At 67.7% G+C, this 16,703-nt stretch carries 14 protein-coding genes; 11 read left to right on the forward strand and 3 right to left on the reverse strand.

What is annotated here, in order from left to right; genetic code table 11:
* Nucleotides 1-89: 89 nt before the first annotated feature.
* The gene (locus GV068_RS02135; RefSeq protein ID WP_159695778.1) at nt 90-2,456 is read left to right on the forward strand and encodes a bifunctional diguanylate cyclase/phosphodiesterase; all 2,367 of its coding nucleotides are present in this window, start codon (nt 90-92) and stop codon (nt 2,454-2,456) included.
* A gap of 21 nt (nt 2,457-2,477) precedes the next feature.
* Here the strand turns inward: GV068_RS02135 and GV068_RS02140 are convergent, their stop codons facing one another.
* The gene (locus tag GV068_RS02140; RefSeq protein ID WP_159695779.1) at nt 2,478-3,413 is read right to left on the reverse strand and encodes an exopolyphosphatase; all 936 of its coding nucleotides are present in this window, start codon (nt 3,411-3,413) and stop codon (nt 2,478-2,480) included.
* Between the two features lie 297 nt (nt 3,414-3,710).
* On the opposite strand from GV068_RS02140, the gene GV068_RS02145 reads away from it, so the two are divergent.
* The 4 genes from GV068_RS02145 (at nt 3,711) to GV068_RS02160 (ending at nt 8,277) form a co-directional block, all read left to right on the forward strand.
* On the forward strand, nt 3,711-4,979 hold the full coding sequence (locus tag GV068_RS02145; RefSeq protein ID WP_159695780.1) for a sensor histidine kinase: 1,269 nt from the start codon (nt 3,711-3,713) through the stop codon (nt 4,977-4,979).
* Between the two features lie 76 nt (nt 4,980-5,055).
* Nucleotides 5,056-5,823 (forward strand): LytTR family DNA-binding domain-containing protein, encoded by a 768-nt coding sequence (locus tag GV068_RS02150; RefSeq protein ID WP_159695781.1) that lies wholly within the window; start codon nt 5,056-5,058, stop codon nt 5,821-5,823.
* 166 nt (nt 5,824-5,989) lie between these two features.
* Nucleotides 5,990-7,138, forward strand: coding sequence for a histidine kinase (locus GV068_RS02155; protein WP_308636831.1), 1,149 nt, complete (start codon nt 5,990-5,992; stop codon nt 7,136-7,138).
* A 125-nt stretch (nt 7,139-7,263) separates the two neighbouring features.
* Nucleotides 7,264-8,277 (forward strand): porin, encoded by a 1,014-nt coding sequence (locus GV068_RS02160; protein WP_159695783.1) that lies wholly within the window; start codon nt 7,264-7,266, stop codon nt 8,275-8,277.
* A 72-nt stretch (nt 8,278-8,349) separates the two neighbouring features.
* Here the strand turns inward: GV068_RS02160 and GV068_RS02165 are convergent, their stop codons facing one another.
* Nucleotides 8,350-9,390, reverse strand: coding sequence for a hypothetical protein (locus GV068_RS02165; RefSeq protein WP_159695784.1), 1,041 nt, complete (start codon nt 9,388-9,390; stop codon nt 8,350-8,352).
* 364 nt (nt 9,391-9,754) lie between these two features.
* On the opposite strand from GV068_RS02165, the gene GV068_RS02170 reads away from it, so the two are divergent.
* From GV068_RS02170 to crtB, 5 genes are read left to right on the forward strand one after another with little or no spacing between them, the layout of a single operon-like run.
* Entirely contained in the window at nt 9,755-10,738 is a 984-nt protein-coding gene (locus GV068_RS02170) for a polyprenyl synthetase family protein (RefSeq protein ID WP_159695785.1), read from the forward strand.
* Nucleotides 10,739-10,751: 13 nt separating this feature from the next.
* Nucleotides 10,752-12,053, forward strand: a complete 1,302-nt coding sequence (locus tag GV068_RS02175; RefSeq protein WP_159695786.1) for a glycosyltransferase — start codon at nt 10,752-10,754, stop codon at nt 12,051-12,053.
* A complete protein-coding gene (crtY, locus tag GV068_RS02180) occupies nt 12,046-13,227 on the forward strand; it encodes a lycopene beta-cyclase CrtY (RefSeq protein ID WP_159695787.1) in 1,182 nt (393 codons plus the stop codon). Before GV068_RS02175 ends, crtY begins: the two co-directional genes overlap by 8 nt.
* Nucleotides 13,224-14,720 (forward strand): phytoene desaturase, encoded by a 1,497-nt coding sequence (locus GV068_RS02185; RefSeq protein WP_159695788.1) that lies wholly within the window; start codon nt 13,224-13,226, stop codon nt 14,718-14,720. Before crtY ends, GV068_RS02185 begins: the two co-directional genes overlap by 4 nt.
* Nucleotides 14,717-15,685 carry a 15-cis-phytoene synthase CrtB gene (crtB, locus tag GV068_RS02190; RefSeq protein ID WP_159695789.1) on the forward strand — a complete coding sequence of 323 codons (969 nt, stop codon included), beginning with the start codon at nt 14,717-14,719 and terminating at the stop codon, nt 15,683-15,685. The genes GV068_RS02185 and crtB overlap by 4 nt, the downstream gene beginning before the upstream one ends.
* Here crtB and GV068_RS02195 read toward each other — a convergent pair.
* Entirely contained in the window at nt 15,582-16,115 is a 534-nt protein-coding gene (locus GV068_RS02195) for a sterol desaturase family protein (protein WP_159695790.1), read from the reverse strand. The genes crtB and GV068_RS02195 overlap by 104 nt on opposite strands.
* Before the next feature lie 122 nt (nt 16,116-16,237).
* On the opposite strand from GV068_RS02195, the gene GV068_RS02200 reads away from it, so the two are divergent.
* On the forward strand, nt 16,238-16,654 hold the full coding sequence (locus GV068_RS02200) for a DUF2141 domain-containing protein (RefSeq protein ID WP_159695791.1): 417 nt from the start codon (nt 16,238-16,240) through the stop codon (nt 16,652-16,654).
* Nucleotides 16,655-16,703: the final 49 nt, after the last annotated feature.

Here is a 16,703-nt window from a genome sequence, read left to right on the forward strand (position 1 = left end):
GTTCGCCGTGGCTTTGTTGTGTAGCGCCCTCCTGTTGCGAAGGCGTGTAAGCTCAAGCCCTACGAGCGCTTTTCGCGAAGGGTGCCGGCATGTCCTCCATCGATCCGTCCGCGCAAGTCGTCTTCCTGACGGATGACGAGGGCCGGGTCGTGACCTGGAATCCCGCCTGCAGCGCCTTGTTCGGCTGGACGGCCGACGCGGCGCCGGGTCGGGCCCTGAGCGAGCTGCTGGTCGGCGATACCGCCTGGCCCGCACTGGCCGCGGCCGGCGGTGGCCGGGTCTGCATGCGCTTCAGCGCAGGCGAAGGCCCCGCCAGCATGTCGCTGCTGCGCCAGTACGACGCGCGCGGCGAACCCGCCGGCTGGAGCGCCTGCATCGTCGTTTCTCCTTCGGACTCGCTGTCCGAAACCGAGCGCGTCGGCAACACCCCCCTGTCGCAGGTGGTGGACCTGCTGCCCGGCACCTTCTACGCGATCAATCGCGCCGGGCGCTTCGTGCTCTGGAACCACAACCTGGAGCGGGTGACCGAACTCATGCCCGACGAGCTCGCCGCCGCCAACGTGATGGACATGTTCGATCCACGCGAGCGGGCGCTGGCGGCGCGGAATTTCCGCCGCGTCTTCGACGAAGGCGCCGAAGTGTCGATGGAAATGAACTACGTGTCGCGCAGCGGACGCGAGACGCCGATCATCGTCGGCGGTGCCCGCGTCGGCTGCGACAACAACCAGTACCTGTTCGGCATGGGCATCAGCATCGCCAAGCGGCGCGAAAAGGAGCGCCAGCTGCGCCTGAGCGAACGGGCGCTGCATGCCGCCAGCAACGGCATCGTCATCACCCGCTGCAGCGGGCGCGACAACCTCATCGAGTACGTCAACCCCGCCTTCGAGCGCATCGCCGGCTACCCGGCCGAGGAAGCCATCGGACGCGACCCGCGCTTCATGGCCGCGCCCGGCTTCGATGCGCACGAGCGCAGCCAGGTGCGCCTGGCCCTGGCCGAGCGGCGCGCCGTCAACGTGGTGTTCCGCAACATGCGCAAGAACGGCGAGATCTTCTGGAACGACCTGAGCATCACCCCGGTGCGCGACGAGTATGGCGAAGTCAAGCACTTCATCGGCATCCTGCAGGACGTCACCGCCCTCAAGCAGCGCGCCGACCAGCTCGAGCACGAGATCAACCACGACGCCCTCACCGGCATTGCCAACCGCAACCTGCTGTGGGACCGGCTCGAGCACGCCGTGCACCTGGCGCATCGCCACGGCGCGATGGTGGCGAGCGTGCTGATCGACCTGGACAACTTCAAGGCCATCAACGACACCTTCGGCCATGAGGCCGGCGACGTGGTGCTCAAGGTCGTGGCGCGGCGCCTGCTGGCGGCGGTGCGCGAGAGCGACACGGTGGCCCGCATGTCGGGCGACGAGTTCGTGCTGGTGCTGGTCGACCAGCCCTCGCTGCGTTTCACCCTGCGCATGGCCGAGCGCCTGCGCCGCGCCCTGGTCATGCCGGTGGCTTTCGGGGGCAACGAGATCCCGATCGGCGCCAGCCTGGGCGTGGCGACCTTCCCGCACGACGGCAACACGCCGGCCGAGCTGGTGCGCGCGGCCGACATGGCGATGTACCACGCCAAGGGCAATGGCGGCGGCGTGCATTTCTTCTCACCCGAGATGCGCTCGGCCAGCGAGAAGCGCGCCGCGCTGGCCGACAGCATTCGCAGCGCCCTCGAGCACGACGAACTGTTCCTGCTGTTCCAGCCGCGCATGGATGCGCGCAGCGGCAAGGTACGCGGCTTCGAGGCCCTGCTGCGCTGGCGCCATCCGAAACACGGCGTGATGCTGCCGGCTTCTTTCCTGGCCGAGGCCGAGGAATCCGGCAAGATGATCGAGATCGGCAACTGGGTGCTGGACCAGGCCTGCGCCTTCCTGCAGGAGATGCGCCAGCTCGGCTACACCGGCTTGCCGGTGTCGGTCAACGTCTCGCACCGCGAGTACAGCCAGCACGGCTTCATCCCCGGCCTGGCAAGCCGCATGGCGCAATTCGGGCTGCCGCCCGGCAGCCTGGAAATCGAGATCCCCGAGGCCGACCTGATCCGCAATCCGGGACTGGGACGCGACCTGTCGGCGCAGCTGCGCGAGGTCGGCGTCGCGCTGTCGCTCGACGAGTTCGGCAAGGGCATCTCCGACCTTTCCTTCCTGCGCCAGCTCTCGGTGCGCCAGGTCAAGCTGTCGAAAGCGGCGGTGCACGACATCGCCCAGGAAGGCAACGGCAGCCGGCTAGCCAAGACCCTGATCGACATCGGCCACAACCTCGAGCTGGCCGTGGTGGGCGAAGCGGTCGAGACCGAAGCGCAAGTGGAGTTCCTGCGCTCGCACGGCTGCGACCAGCTACAGGGACAATGGTTCAGCGAGCCGCTTGCGCTGGACGCGGTGCGCCAGATGCTCGACCAGCGCTACCACGCGTAGCCTGGGCGGGACCCGCCCACCCTACCCGTCCTTGTTGATGCGGTTGATCAGGGCGCCGAGCACGTCTTCCGCCATCTCGTTGTCCACCTGGCAGGTGCCCGCATTCTCGTGCCCGCCGCCGCCGTATTCGAGCATCAGGGCCCCGATGTTGGTCTTCGAGCTCCGGTTCAGGATCGACTTGCCGGTGGCGAATACGGTGTTCTGCTGCTTCACGCCCCACAGCACGTGGATCGAGATGTTCGTGTCCGGGAACAGCGCGTAGATGATGAAGCGGTTGCCGGCAAAGATGACTTCCTCGCCGCGCAGGTCGAGCACCACCAGGTTCTTGTGGACCTGGGCGCAGCGCCGGATCTGTTCCTTGCAACGTTCGCTGTGCTCGAAGTACAGGCTGGTGCGCTCGCGCACGTCGGGCAGTTCCATGATCTGCTCGATCGAATGCTGGGCGCAGTAGTCGATCAGGGCCATCATCAGCTGGTAGTTCGAGATGCGGAACTCATGGAAACGGCCCAGGCCGGTACGCGCGTCCATCAGGAAGTTCAGCAGATTCCAGCCCTGCGGGAACAGCACTTCGTCGCGCGAGAAGCGGGCCGAATCGCCCTTGTCCACCGCCGCCATCATTTCGTTCCAGGCCGCCGGGAAGGTCCTGGCGCCGCCGTAGTGGTCGTACACGACGCGCGCCGCCGAGGGCGCTTCGGGATGGATGATGTGGTTCTCGCGCACGCCGGTATTGCGGATGGTTTCCGACAAGTGGTGGTCGAAAGCCAGGTGGGCCGCCGCGACGTAGGGCAGGTTGGTCGTGATGTCGCGCGCACTGATCGCGATCTTGCCGTCCTGCATATCCTTCGGGTGCACGAACAGGATGTCGTCGATCAGGTCGAGGTGCTTGAGCAGCACCGCGCACACCAGGCCGTCGAAGTCGCTACGGGTTACGAGTCGGAATTTCTGAGGGGCTGACATCGGCACTTCCTTTCAAGAGTCGGAATGCGGGACGGGACACGGCGCGGGTTCGGTCCGAAAGATCATACCTTGCAATGTTTCTGATTGTCAGCCTTTGCGGTGGCGCATTCTGGGCGGGCTGAGCGCAATCCATGCCCCGGATCGTGCAGGCTGTCGCACGCCACTGGCGGCAGGGATGCGCACGGGGTAAAGTTGCATCATCCCAACAGTTGGTTTTGCCGGAAATGTTGTATTTCCGGTACGCGCAGGCGGCGGCAAGGTACACTCGCCGCTTGCACCGAGAATGAACGAACAGACATGCAAGCAAGGAATACCTCTCCCCACTATTTTTCGAGCGTCCTGTCGTGGCTCTACCGCGCCTTCGACGCCGTGGCGACCTGGGTTACCCAGCTGTCGTGGTGGAAGTTTTTCCTGTTTGCGATCCTGACCCTGATGGCGGGCGCGATCCTGCAGGAAGAACTGTTCTCCGGTCCGGCCGAAGAAGACGTGACCCGCGCCGAGCGCGAAGCCGGTCGCCGCAGCGACGCCGCCATCCTGATCGACGAAAGCGGCATCCGCTTCCACCCGCGCAACCGCCCGAAGAACGGCAGCGGCAGCGCCACCGCGCCGACCGAGCCGTCGGCGCCGCCGGTTCCGCCGGAAGCGCCGGAAGCGCCCGCCACCCCTGCTCCGGCCACCACGCCGAACCCGCCGGCCGTCGGCGCCAACGGCGAATCGGTGCACATCGAGCTGCCGCCGCAGATCGGCGAAGAACTGTCCAATGCGATCGAAGCGGCGGTGGAAGACGCCGCCGAGCAGAAGGTGTCGCGCTACCACAAGCAGGCCTCGACCTGGTTCATGAACTTCGTGATCTTGTTCGTGCTGGCCCTGTTCGGCACCAAGGCCCTGGTGGGCGGCAAGAAGCGCGCCGAAGCGGAATCGCACGTGGCCAACCAGGCCGCCGAGCGCGAGGCCATGCAGCGCCAGCTGTCCGAAACCAAGATGCAGATGATGCAGGCCCAGGTGGAGCCGCACTTCCTGTTCAACACCCTGGCCTCGGTCGAGCACCTGATCCAGGTCGACCCGCCGCGCGCCTCGGCCATGCAGCGCAGCCTGATCCAGTACCTGCGCGCCGTGCTGCCGCAGATGCGCGACAACGCCGTGGTTACCGGCCTGGGCCGCGAAGTCGACATGGTCACGGCCTACCTGAACCTGCTCAAGATGCGCATGGAAGAACGCCTGACCGTCGTGATGCAAGTGCCAGACGGCCTGCGCAGCGCCGCCTTCCCGCCGATGATGCTGCAGTCGATGGTGGAAAACGCGATCAAGCACGGCCTCGAATGCAAGCCGGAAGGCGGCACCCTCAAGATCCAGGCCGACGTGGCCGACAACAAGCTGCGCGTCACCGTCACCGACGACGGGGTCGGCTTTGGCGTAGTGCCGAGCGACGGCACCGGCCTCGGGCTGCAGACCATCCGCGACCGCCTCAAGCTGCTGCACGGCGACGCCGGCCAGCTGCACATCGCGGCGAACAGCCCAAGCGGCGTGATCGCCATGATCGAGGTGCCGTACCAGCTTTCCAAGTAAGCGCTATGCCGGGCAACTTGATCGTCCGGCTGTTTCGTTGAATAATCATCAAATCCCTAAAGCGACAGAGACGACCATGCCTACAGCAATCATTGCCGACGACGAAAGACTGATGCGCGACCAGCTGCGCCTGCGCCTGTCCGAGGCCTGGCCGGAACTGGACATCATCGGCGAGGCCAAGAACGGCGAGGAAGCGGTGGAACTGGTCGACCAGCTGAACCCCGACCTCACCTTCCTGGATATCCGCATGCCCGGCAAGACCGGCATGGAAGCGGCGCGCGACATCGGCGACCGCAGCCAGATCGTGTTCGTCACCGCCTACGACCAGTACGCGGTAGAGGCCTTCGAGCGCGGCGCGATCGACTACGTACTGAAACCCACCGAGCCGGATCGCCTGAAGCTCACGGTGGACCGCCTCAAGCAACGCCTGGAACGCCCGAGCGAGAAAGCCAGCGTCAACGACAGCGTGCAGGCCATGCTGTCGCAGCTGGCGGAGAAGATCGCCGCGCCCAAGCCCAAGCACCTGCAGTGGATCCAGGCCAGCATCGGCCAGGACCTGCGCATGATTCCGGTGGAAGACATCCTGTTCTTCCGCTCCGACGAAAAGTACACCTGCGTGCAGACCGCCAGCTTCGAAGCCCTGATCCGCAAACCCGTGCGCGACCTGGCAGAGGAGCTGGATCCGTCGCTGTTCTGGCAGATCCACCGCGCCACCCTGGTCAACGTCAACGCCATCGAAGGCGTGACGCGCGACATCCGCGGACGTCACCTGGTGCTGGTCAAGGGCCGCCCGGAAAAGCTCGAAGTCAGCCGCAGCTTCCTGCACCTGTTCAAGCAGATGTGACCGGTATGCGAGGCACACGGGCTCAGCGCCTTTTGTCTCGCATCAACGCCTCCCCCTCCCCCACGCCGTAATGTAGAGTTTCCGGCCCTTGCGGGCCTTTACTCGCATTGCGCGCATGACTCCACAGCGACGCTACCGCCGGCACGCTCCTGGCAAGGCGCTTATCGTGCTTTCCTTCCTCGGTGGCTACTGCGCCGGCCAGGCCGCCGCCGCGCTGCGCCGTGCGCGCAGCGTGCACCGGACCGCGCGCGCCTTCGACGGCCGCCGCATCGTGCACAGCGCCAGCGACGCCATTCTGTCGATCGACGAACACGCCGTCATCCTGTTCGCCAACCCGGCCGCGGCCCAGATGTTCGCCAGCAGCGTCGCCGCCATGCAGGGCAGCTCGCTGGCGCGCTTCATCCAGGCGCCGGTGCGCGACGCCGCCGCACCCTGCGATTATTTCCCCTCCGGCGGCGGACGCGCGGGACGGCGCGCCACCGACTACGCCGTTACCGGCATCCGCGCCAACGGCCAGCTGTTCCCGATCGAAGGCTCGATCTCCACCGTCGAGCACGACGGGCACGAGGTCTGCACCGTGATCCTGCGCGACGTCTCCGAGCGCCACCTGGTGCAGCAGAAACTGTCGCGCTCGCACGACCAGCTGCGCCAGCTGTCCTCGGCGCTGCAGACCATCCGCGAAGAAGAGCGCACCCACATCGCGCGCGAACTGCACGACGACCTCGGCCAGCTGCTGGCCTCGCTGCGCATGGACCTCACTCTCCTGCAGGGCAATAACCAGCTGCCGGAGCCGAGCCAGCGCCTGATCGAAGGCATGGAATCCAACCTCATGACGGCGATCACCTCGCTGCGCCGCATTGCCACCAACCTGCGCCCGCGCGCGCTCGACGAGGGCGGCCTGTATTTCGCCCTGCAAGGCCTGCGCGAGGATTTCGTCGAGCGCCACGGCATCGCCGTCACCCTGCTGGCCGAGGAAGCCGAACTGCGCCTCGACGATTCCGCCAGCACCGCCATCTTCCGCATCGTGCAAGAGGCGCTGACCAACATCGCGCGCCATGCCGGCGCCACCCGCGTGGTGCTCAATCTCGACCGCGTCAACCACGAGCTGCTGCTCACCATCCGCGACGACGGGCGCGGCATCCGCAGCGAGGACATGGAAAAGAAGGAATCGCTCGGCCTGGTCGGCATGCGCGAGCGGGTCTGGGCAATGGACGGCGAGATCACCATCAGCGGCGACGACGAGGCGCCCGGCACGCGCATCGACATCGTGCTGCCGCTGGCGGGACGCATCATCGGAGAAGAGTCCACCAGTTAGGTTTGGGGCATATCAGGATGTCACATAGCAACATGTCATTAACCCGACATATTCGCTAGGTAAGATCCGCGTCGATCTGAGTTTATTGAGAACTCGACATCCTGTCCAAACCAAAGGAGCTCTGCATGAAGTCCAAGTACCTGGCAGCCGCGCTGCTGTCGTCCCTCCCGCTGTTCGCCCACGCCCAGACCAACGTCACGATCTACGGCGTGATGGACGCAGCGGTCGCTGTGGAAGACACCGACGCACCGGGTGAAGACCGCCGTACCGTGATCAACTCGGGTAACCAGTCGAGCAGCCGCATCGGTTTCCGCGGCACCGAAGATCTGGGCAACGGCCTGAAGGCGCTGTTCAACATCGAAGCCGGCGTCGCCCTCGACACCGGCGCTGCCGACTCCTCGCTGTTCGGCCGCCGCGCCGTGGTCGGCCTGCAAGGCAGCTTCGGCACCCTGACCGTGGGCCGCGAATACAGCCCGATCGCCTCGGTCGCCGCCGCCTCGGATATCCTGGGCCAGGGCATGTTCGGCAGCAACCTGTCGGCCTTCGGCACCAACCGCCTGACCCGCCGCCTGGCCAACTCGGTCAACTACAAGAGCGACTCCCTGAGCGGCTTCACGGTCCTGGCCGCCTACTCGGCCGGCGAACGTACCGCAGATCCGTCGTCCGACCTGATGGGCGTGGCACTGGAATACAAGAACGGCGGCCTGTACCTGGGCGCCGGCTACCACGTCTTCGAACGCCTGGCGACCGGCGACGACAAGGAACTCGCCTTCGGCGCGGCCTACACCATGGGCGCCTTCGAGATCAAGGGCAACTACCTGGAAGCCGACCTGACCGGCGCCAACAACGCGTACAAGAACTCGAACCTCGGCGTCGCTTACACCACCGGCGCGAACAAGTTCTTCATCAACTTCCAGCAGCAGAAGATCGAAAGCGGCGCCAAGGGCAACACCGTGTCCCTGGCCTACACCTACAACCTGTCGAAGCGCACCAACATCTACACGACCTACGCCCAGCTGCGCAACAACGGCCGCGGCGTGTTCGGCATCAGCTCCTCGTCGACCGCCGTCACCCCGCCGGCAACCGCGCTGGGTGCGGATCCGTCGGTGTTCACCGTCGGCGTGCGCCACTCGTTCTAAGCACACCCCTCGCGCGGCGCCCGCCGCGCGTGCACTCCGATGCCGGCGCCGCCGGCATCTTGCGTTTGGTGCTTAGGGCCGACAGCGTGGCCCGACGCACGGTGTCTGCGCGTTCAGGTCCACCACCAGGCTATGGCCCGGATTGCCGGTGGGCCGCGCTACCCCCTTGGCCACCAGGAAGCTGGCCGAATGGGCGCCATACAGGCCCGCCGGATACACGAAAGGCTTGAGCACCACATAGCCGCGGTAGAAATCGGGGATGCGCACCGGCGGCTCCGCGCCCGCTGCGGCGCCGGCCACCGGCGGCACGTCGATCACGCCGCCGTTCGCCTGGCGCGCCAGTGCGCGGTAATGCTGGCGTACGAGCTCCAGGTCGGCAGGCGTCATCGGGCGCAAGATGCCCTGGGCCACCGCCTGCGCCAAGCCGGCGTCGCCGGCCAGCGGCGCGCCGCGGTCGCGGAAGGATTCGGGCGGGGTGTCGGGCGAGGTCACGTAAGCCTGGAGCGGCCGCGCCGACTCGAGGATCTCGAAGCGCGCGTCCGGGGCCTTGGTGTAGACACGGATGGCGGCGCGTCCGAAACTGCGGCGCGCCGCGTCGTTGATCCAGCCGATGCCTGCCTCGTCGCTGATGTAACGGTAGCCGCAGGCGCCCCGGGGCTCGTAGCTGCTGGTGATGACGGGAGTGCCCTTCGGCAGGCCGGCCACGACCTGGCGGTGGTAGCCGGTCGCGAACACGGCGACGATGCGCGTGCCTTCGCTCCAGCCGATCGACCAGATCGTCGGCTCGTAAGCGGAGAGCAGCAGCGCCACCGGCTTGTCGGCGTGTACCGCAACGTCGAACTGGGTCGCCTCGTGGCCGCTGGCGTCGATCTGGAAAGGCAGGCGGCGTCCCGTGTAGCTGCCTGCCGCCACCACGATCGTGTCCGGCGGAAGCTGGGCGTCGGAGAAGGCGCAGGGGCCGCCGCGCGGCGGCCCGAAAGCGAAGGGCACCGTCGCCGGACGCGCAGGCTGGGCCGGGGGCACGGCAAAGGCCGAAGCAGCCGTGGCGAAGGCGGCAAAGGCAGCGGACGTTTTTAGGTGAAACAGGCGGAGGGCGCGGCGCGAGCAGGGCATGGATTTCTCCAGAAGGAAGACTGGCCCAGCATATCAAGTTTCTACGCGGCAAAATTCATGCTTTCTCACCTTCGCACTGGCGCCGACCTGCAACTGACCCGATTGCCCCGCAGAAATACCCCGTTTCGTCCCACGCTTGACCCGCTTCTCTTCCGTGTACAAGGGAGCGTGGCCAGTTTTTCAAGTTTAATACTCCACGTGCGACAGCGGGTAGCTATGCCCCCATCACGGGCGTCCTTACGCGATAGCTCAAACAGGCTGCGCACGATTGAAATAATTGACGATTGCTCAACATTGCTTACGGTATGATCGTCGGCGAATTTGACAATTCTTGTTGTGAGCGATTGACGATAAGGGGTAGCGCATGACCACAAGGGCACGGCAGTTCGATGGCGCCATCGGCGCGTCCATCAAGGGATTCGACCTGACGCATGCCGGCGAGCCATGCGACCTGGAGTCACTGCGCGAGGCCGTCGAACAGCGCATGACCCAGTTGCTGCTCGAGTCCGGCGACCAGGCCGACCTGCTGGCCGCCGCCATGCGCGCGGGCGCCCTGAGCGCCGGCAAGCGCATGCGCCCGCTGCTGGTGATGCTGGTGGCGCGCGACCTCGGCTGCACCTCGCCTGCCCTGGTCGACGTCGCCTGCGCGGTCGAGATGGTGCATGCGGCTTCGCTGATCCTGGACGACATGCCCTGCATGGACAATGCCCGGCTGCGCCGCGGCCGGCCCGCAATCCACGTGCAGTACGGTGAAGATGTGGCGATCCTGGCCTCGGTGGCGCTGCTGAGCCGCGCCTTCGGCGTGCTGGCCACGGCCGGCGACATCCCGCCGGTGACGCGCGCGCGCCTCGTGGCGCGCCTGTCCGAAACGGTCGGCACCCAGGGGCTGGCGCGCGGCCAGTACCAGGACCTGCACGGCGGCGCGCGCACGCTCGACGCGATCGCCACCACGAATGAACTCAAGACCGGCGTGCTGCTCGGCGTCGCCGTCGACATGGCCGCCATCATCGCCCAGGCCGACGAGCGCGTAGCGACCTCGCTGCGCGCCTTTGCACTGGCGGCCGGCCATGCCTTCCAGATCCGCGACGACTTCCTCGACCTGCCGGGCACGGAAAGCGGCAAGGACACCGGCAAGGACCAGGGCAAGTCCACCCTGCTCGCCTCGCTCGGCTTCGAAGAAGCGCAGCGCCGCCTGGCCAGGTACCTGGACGACGCGCAGCAGCACCTGGAGGATGCGCTCGGCCCTCAGGGCGGCACCCACCTGTTCGTGGGCGGCCTGTTCGCCAAGGGCCGTGCGCGCCTGCGCGTGCCGCTTGACGCCGCGCGCCGCGAAGCGCTGGTCAACTGACGGCAGGCTTCGCATGGCCCACTTCGGGGTGGTCGCACCCGCGTTCTACAGCCACTTCGGCGCCCTGGGCGCGCTCGCCGGCGAACTGGTGGCGCGCGGGCACCGCGTCACCTTCCTGCACCGGCCGGACGCGCGCGCCTACGTGCGCGATGCACGGGTCGGCTTTCATGCCGTCGGCGCGTCCACCCATCCTACGGGCTCGCTCGCGGCCGACCTGCGCCGCGCCGCCAATCCGGGCGGTCCGTTCGGGCTGCGCTGCGTGATCCTCGACATGGCGGCCAGCACCGACATGCTGTGCCGCGAACTGCCGCGCGCCATCGACACCCTCGGGATCGACGCCATCATCGCCGACCAGATGGAAGCCGCCGGCGGCCTGGTAGCGGAAGGCCTCGGCCTGCCCTTCGTCTCGGTGGCCTGCGCCTTGCCGGTGAACCGCGAGCCCGGCATCCCCCTGGCGGTAATGCCTTTCGAATACGCCGAAGACGAACGCGCGCGCCACATGTACGAGGGCAGCACCCGCGTCTACGACTGGATGATGGGGCCGCACCGGCGCAGCATCGCGGCCAATGCGCGCCTCCTCGGCCTGTCCGCGCGGGACGGCCTGCATGAGTGCCTGTCGCCGCTGGCCCAGGTCAGCCAGACCGTGGCCGGCTTCGACTTCCCGCGCCGCGCCTTGCCGGCGCATTTCCACCATGTGGGGCCGCTGCGCCCGACCGGGCTGCAGGCCGGCGCCGCGAAAGGGCAGTTCATGCCCGAGGTCGCCGCCGGCCGTCCCTTCGTGTTTGCCTCGCTGGGCACCATGCAGGGCGGACGGCTCGGCCTGTTCAAGCGCATCGCCCGTGCCTGCCGCGCACTTGACGCGCAGCTGCTGGTCGCGCATTGCGACGGCCTGGACGCGCGCCAGGAGCGCGAGCTGGCGCAGGCCGGCGCCACCTGGGTCTGCGGCTTCGCCGACCAGCAGGCAGCCCTCGAACGCGCCGACGCCGTGGTCTCGCATGCGGGCTCGAACACGATCATGGACGCGATCGCGGCGCGCACCCCGATCCTGGCGCTGCCGATCGCCTTCGACCAGCCGGGCACCGCGGCGCGCGTGACCCATGCGGGCATCGGCCTGAAGGCGTCGGCGCGCTTCGCCGGCAGCGGCCAGATCGCCGGTCTCCTGCGCCGCCTCCTGAGCGAGGAGCGCTTCGCCACCCGCCTGGACGCGCTGGCGGGCGGCGTCGCCCAGGCCGGCGGCACGCTGCGCGCGGCCGACATCATCGAAGCGGCGCTGCAGCCCAGGCGCCACCTTGAGAGCGTGGCGAACCTTGGATAAGCCGGCGCCCGACTACGACCTGGTGCTGGCCGGCGGAGGCTTGGCCAATGGCCTGCTGGCCTGGCGCCTGCGCAGCCTGCGGCGCGGACTGCGCATCCTGCTGCTGGAAAGCGAAGAGCACATCGGCGGCAACCATACCTGGTCCTTCCACGACAGCGACCTGACGCCAAAACAACGCGACTGGATCGCGCCGCTGGTCGCCAGCCGCTGGCCGCGCTACGAGGTCGCCTTCCCCGACCTGGCGCGCAGCCTCGACGGGGGTTATGCCAGCATCGCCTCGAGCGACTTCGCACGCGTGATCGAGGCGGCGCTCGGCCCCGCCCTGCTCACCCGCGCGCGCATCGAGAGCCTGACGCCGACCACGGTGCGCCTGGCCGACGGCGCCACCATTCATGCAGGCGCCGTGATCGACGGCCGCGGCATGCGGCCCAGCTCCCGGCTCTCGCTCGGCTACCAGACCTTCCTGGGCCAGGAACTGCGCCTGCGCGCGCCGCACGGCCTTGCCGCGCCGGTCATCATGGACGCCACCGTCGAACAGCAGGGCGGCTACCGCTTCGTCTACCTGCTGCCCTTCGGGCCGGACCGGGTGCTGGTCGAGGACACCCACTACGTCGACAGCGCCAGCTGGCAGCCGGAACGCCTGCGCGCCAACATCGCGGGCTACGCCGCGGCGCGCGGCTGGCAGGTCGACGCGGTGCTGCGCGAGGAACAGGGCTCGCTGCCGATCGTACTGGCAGGCGACTTCGACGGCTTCTGGGCCGACTTGCAGGGCCAGCCCAGCAGCGGCCTGCGCGCCGGCCTGTTCCACCCGACCACCGGTTATTCGCTGCCGCACGCGGTGCGCCTGGCCGACCACGTCGCCAACCTGCACGACCTGAGCGCGCCAAGCCTGTTCGCGGCGCTGCGCGAGGAAGCGCGCCGCGAATGGCAGGGCCAGCGCTTCTTCCGCCTGCTCAACCGCATGCTGTTCCTGGCGGGGCGCCCGGAACAGCGCTGGCGCGTGATGCAGCGTTTCTACCGCCTGCCGGCGCCGCTGATTGCCCGCTTCTATGCGGGCCATCCGTGGCTGCGCGACAAGGCGCGCCTCTTGAGCGGCAAACCGCCGGTGCCGGTGGCGCAAGCCCTGGTGGCGGCATGCAAGATCCACCCCGACCAGATCAGGAAAACAGCATGAACGACAACAAGAAGAAGGCCGTGGTGATCGGCGCGGGATTCGGCGGCCTGGCGCTCGCCATCCGCCTGCAGGCCAGCGGCATGCAGGTGACGCTACTGGAAAAGCGCGACAAGCCGGGCGGCCGCGCCTACGTGTATGAGGACGAAGGCTTTACCTTCGACGCCGGCCCCACCGTGATCACCGATCCGTCCTGCATCGAGGAGCTGTTCACCGTGGCCGGCAAGCGCATGGCCGATTATGTCGAGCTGCTGCCGGTGACGCCCTTCTACCGCCTGTGCTGGGAGGACGGCAGCCACTTCGACTATGCCAATGACCAGGAAGCGCTGGACCGCCAGATCCATGCGCGTAATCCAGCCGACGTGGAAGGCTACCGCCGCTTCCTGGCCTATTCGAAGGCCGTGTTCGAGGAAGGCTACCTGAAGCTGGGCGCCGTGCCCTTCCTGTCCTTCCGCGACATGATCTCGGCCGGCCCGCAACTGGCGCGCCTGCAGGCCTGGCGCAGCGTCTACGGCCTGGTCGCCCGCTTCATCCAGGACGAGCACCTGCGCCAGGCTTTCTCCTTCCACTCGCTGCTGGTGGGCGGCAATCCGTTTGCCACCAGCTCGATCTATACCCTGATCCACGCATTGGAGCGCCAGTGGGGCGTGTGGTTCCCGCGCGGCGGCACCGGCGCCCTGGTGCGCGCCATGGTGCGCCTGTTCCAGGACATCGGCGGACGCATCGAAGTCAACGCCCCGGTGGCGCGCATCGAGACGGCGGGCAGCCGCGTCAGCGGCGTGCGCCTGGAGGATGGCCGCCTGTTCCCGGCCGACGCCGTGGCCTCGAACGCGGACGTGGTGCACACCTACGCCAAGCTGCTGGGCGAGCACCCGCGCGGCGCGGCCGAGGGCGAATCCCTGCGCCGCAAGCGTTTCAGCAATTCGCTGTTCGTGCTCTACTTCGGGCTCGACAAGCATCACGAGCAGCTGCAGCACCACACGGTCTGCTTCGGTCCGCGCTACCGCGAACTGATCAAGGACATCTTCCAGGGCCAGCAGCTGGCCGACGATTTCTCGCTCTACCTGCACGCCCCCTGCGTCACCGACCCGTCGCTGGCGCCGCCCGGCTGCGGCAGCCACTACGTGCTGGCGCCGGTGCCGCACCTGGGCAATGCGCCGATCGACTGGTCGGTGGAAGGCCCGCGCTACCGCGACCGCATCTTCGACTACCTCGAGCAGCGCTACATGCCGGGCCTGCGCAGCCAGCTCGTCACCAGCCGCTTCTTCACCCCGGTCGACTTCCGCGACCAGCTCAACGCCCACCTGGGCTCGGCCTTCTCGCTCGAGCCGATCCTGACCCAAAGCGCCTGGTTCCGTCCGCACAACCGCGACAGCACCCTGTCGAACCTGTACCTGGTCGGCGCCGGCACCCACCCCGGCGCCGGCGTGCCGGGCGTGATCGGCTCGGCCAAGGCAACGGCCGGCCTGATGATCGGCGAGGAGCTGCGGGCATGAGCGAAGCCCTGATGGATCACGCCACCCGCACCATCGAGGTCGGGTCGAAAAGCTTCGCCGCCGCCGCGCGCCTGTTCGCGCCAGGCACGCGGCGCAGCGTACTGATGCTCTACGCCTGGTGCCGCCACTGCGATGACGTGGTGGACGGCCAGGAACTCGGTTTCAACGTCCGGGAAGCGGCGCCGCACGACGCACCCGCCGCGCTGGCGCAGCTGGAAGCGCAGACCCGCCGCGCTTACGCCGGCGAAGCGATGCAGGATCCGGCCTTTGCCGCCTTCCAGGAAGTGGCGCTGCGCCACCGCATCGACCCGCGCTTCGCCTTCGATCACCTGGCCGGCTTCGCCATGGACGTCGAAGGGGCGCGCTACGAGACCATCGAGGACACCCTGCGTTACTGCTATCACGTGGCCGGCGTGGTCGGCCTGATGATGGCCTCGATCATGGGCGCGCACGATCCGCGTGTGCTGGATCGCGCCTGCGACCTGGGGCTGGCCTTCCAGCTCACCAACATTGCACGCGACATCGTCGAGGATGCGAAGGTCCAGCGCTGCTACCTGCCGGCCCAGTGGCTGCGCGAAGCGGGCATCCCGCCGGAGGAACTGGCCGACCCGCGCCACCGCGCCCAGCTGGCCAAGGTCGCGGCGCGCCTGGTCGACTATGCGGAACCCTATTACGACTCGGCGCGCGCCGGCATTGCCGCCCTGCCCCTGCGCTCGGCATGGGCCATCGCGAGCGCGCGCAACGTGTATCGCCAGATCGGGATCGAAGTGAAACGCCGCGGCCCACGCGCCTGGGACAGGCGGGCGGGTACGAGCAAGGCGATGAAGCTGTGGCTGCTGGCGAAGGGCGCGGGGAGCGCTCTCAGTTCGCGCCTGGCGACGCAGCCTGCGCGTCCTGCGGCGCTGTGGCAGCGTCCGGGTGGCGCTGAAGGCGTCCCCCATGGAGCGCATGCAGCTGTTGCTTGAGGGTGGCGACCGGCGGCGCGTACAGGAAGCCGAAGGACACGGCGCCTTCGCGGCCCTCGACGGCGTGGTGCATGCGGTGCGCCTGGTACAGGCGCTTGAGGTAGCCGCTGCGCGGCGTGTAGCGGAAGGGCCAGCGCCGGTGCACCAGGCCGTCGTGGGCGACGAAATACAGCAAGCCATAGGCCGTCATGCCGGCGCCGATCCACTGCAGCGGCCAAACACCGCGCGTGCCGTACCAGATCAGGGCGATCGCCACGCCCGCGAACACCACGGCATACAGGTCGTTCTTCTCGAACCAGCCAGTGCGCGGCTCGTGGTGCGAGCGGTGCCAGCCCCAGCCGAACCCGTGCATGACGTACTTGTGCGCGACGATGGAAAACACTTCCATCAGCACGACGGTGAGCACGACGATGAGGGTGTTGAGCAGCATGGCGCGAAGTGGGTTGAAAGGAATACCGCGAGCCTACCACAGGCACCGCACGCACGGCTGGCCTGCGCAGCAGCGCGCGGTTCAGCGACGGTACAAGGATCTCGATCAATGAAAGGTTTTTTATGCGTCATGTCGTAACTGCCCTGCTCTCCTGTGCCGTGCTGCTCACGGCTCTTCCCGCGCCGGCCGCGACGGTCGAAGTGCGGATCTCGAACGTTGCCGGCGGCAAGGGCAAGGTCAACGTCGCCGTGTGCGACCGCGCGCGCTTTCTCAAGCAGTGCGCCTACAGCGCCTCGGTGCCGCCCCAAGCCGGCGAAACGGTGGTCAAGCTGAACGACATTCCGCCCGGCACCTGGGCGGTGCTGGCCTACCAGGACGAAAACGAAAACAGCATACTGGACCGCAACTTCATCGGCATCCCCAAGGAAAACTACGGCTTCAGCCGCGACGCCGTCGGCCGCTTCGGCCCGCCGGATTTCGAGGACGCCGCCATCGAGGTCCGCGAAGGCACTACGGTAGCGCCGATTCGCCTGCACTAGGCACCGAAATCGTGCCGCGCCGCACCGGTGGCGGGCATACCGCAGTGCA

The organism is Massilia sp. 9I, assembly GCF_902506415.1.
In the GTDB taxonomy this organism is placed as follows: Bacteria; Pseudomonadota; Gammaproteobacteria; order Burkholderiales; family Burkholderiaceae_D; genus Telluria.

Excerpts from the sequence above, each read along its gene's own strand:
- GV068_RS02195 (WP_159695790.1), bottom strand. The coding sequence starts at position 16,115 with ATGCTGCTCAACACCCTCATCGTCGTGCTCACCGTCGTGCTGATGGAA.
- GV068_RS02200 (WP_159695791.1), top strand. The coding sequence starts at position 16,238 with ATGCGTCATGTCGTAACTGCCCTGCTCTCCTGTGCCGTGCTGCTCACG.
- GV068_RS02150 (WP_159695781.1), top strand. The coding sequence starts at position 5,056 with ATGCCTACAGCAATCATTGCCGACGACGAAAGACTGATGCGCGACCAG.
- GV068_RS02160 (WP_159695783.1), top strand. The coding sequence starts at position 7,264 with ATGAAGTCCAAGTACCTGGCAGCCGCGCTGCTGTCGTCCCTCCCGCTG.
- GV068_RS02140 (WP_159695779.1), bottom strand. The coding sequence starts at position 3,413 with ATGTCAGCCCCTCAGAAATTCCGACTCGTAACCCGTAGCGACTTCGAC.
- crtB (WP_159695789.1), top strand. The coding sequence starts at position 14,717 with ATGAGCGAAGCCCTGATGGATCACGCCACCCGCACCATCGAGGTCGGG.
- GV068_RS02165 (WP_159695784.1), bottom strand. The coding sequence starts at position 9,390 with ATGCCCTGCTCGCGCCGCGCCCTCCGCCTGTTTCACCTAAAAACGTCC.
- GV068_RS02135 (WP_159695778.1), top strand. The coding sequence starts at position 90 with ATGTCCTCCATCGATCCGTCCGCGCAAGTCGTCTTCCTGACGGATGAC.
- GV068_RS02185 (WP_159695788.1), top strand. The coding sequence starts at position 13,224 with ATGAACGACAACAAGAAGAAGGCCGTGGTGATCGGCGCGGGATTCGGC.
- GV068_RS02175 (WP_159695786.1), top strand. The coding sequence starts at position 10,752 with ATGGCCCACTTCGGGGTGGTCGCACCCGCGTTCTACAGCCACTTCGGC.
- GV068_RS02145 (WP_159695780.1), top strand. The coding sequence starts at position 3,711 with ATGCAAGCAAGGAATACCTCTCCCCACTATTTTTCGAGCGTCCTGTCG.
- GV068_RS02170 (WP_159695785.1), top strand. The coding sequence starts at position 9,755 with ATGACCACAAGGGCACGGCAGTTCGATGGCGCCATCGGCGCGTCCATC.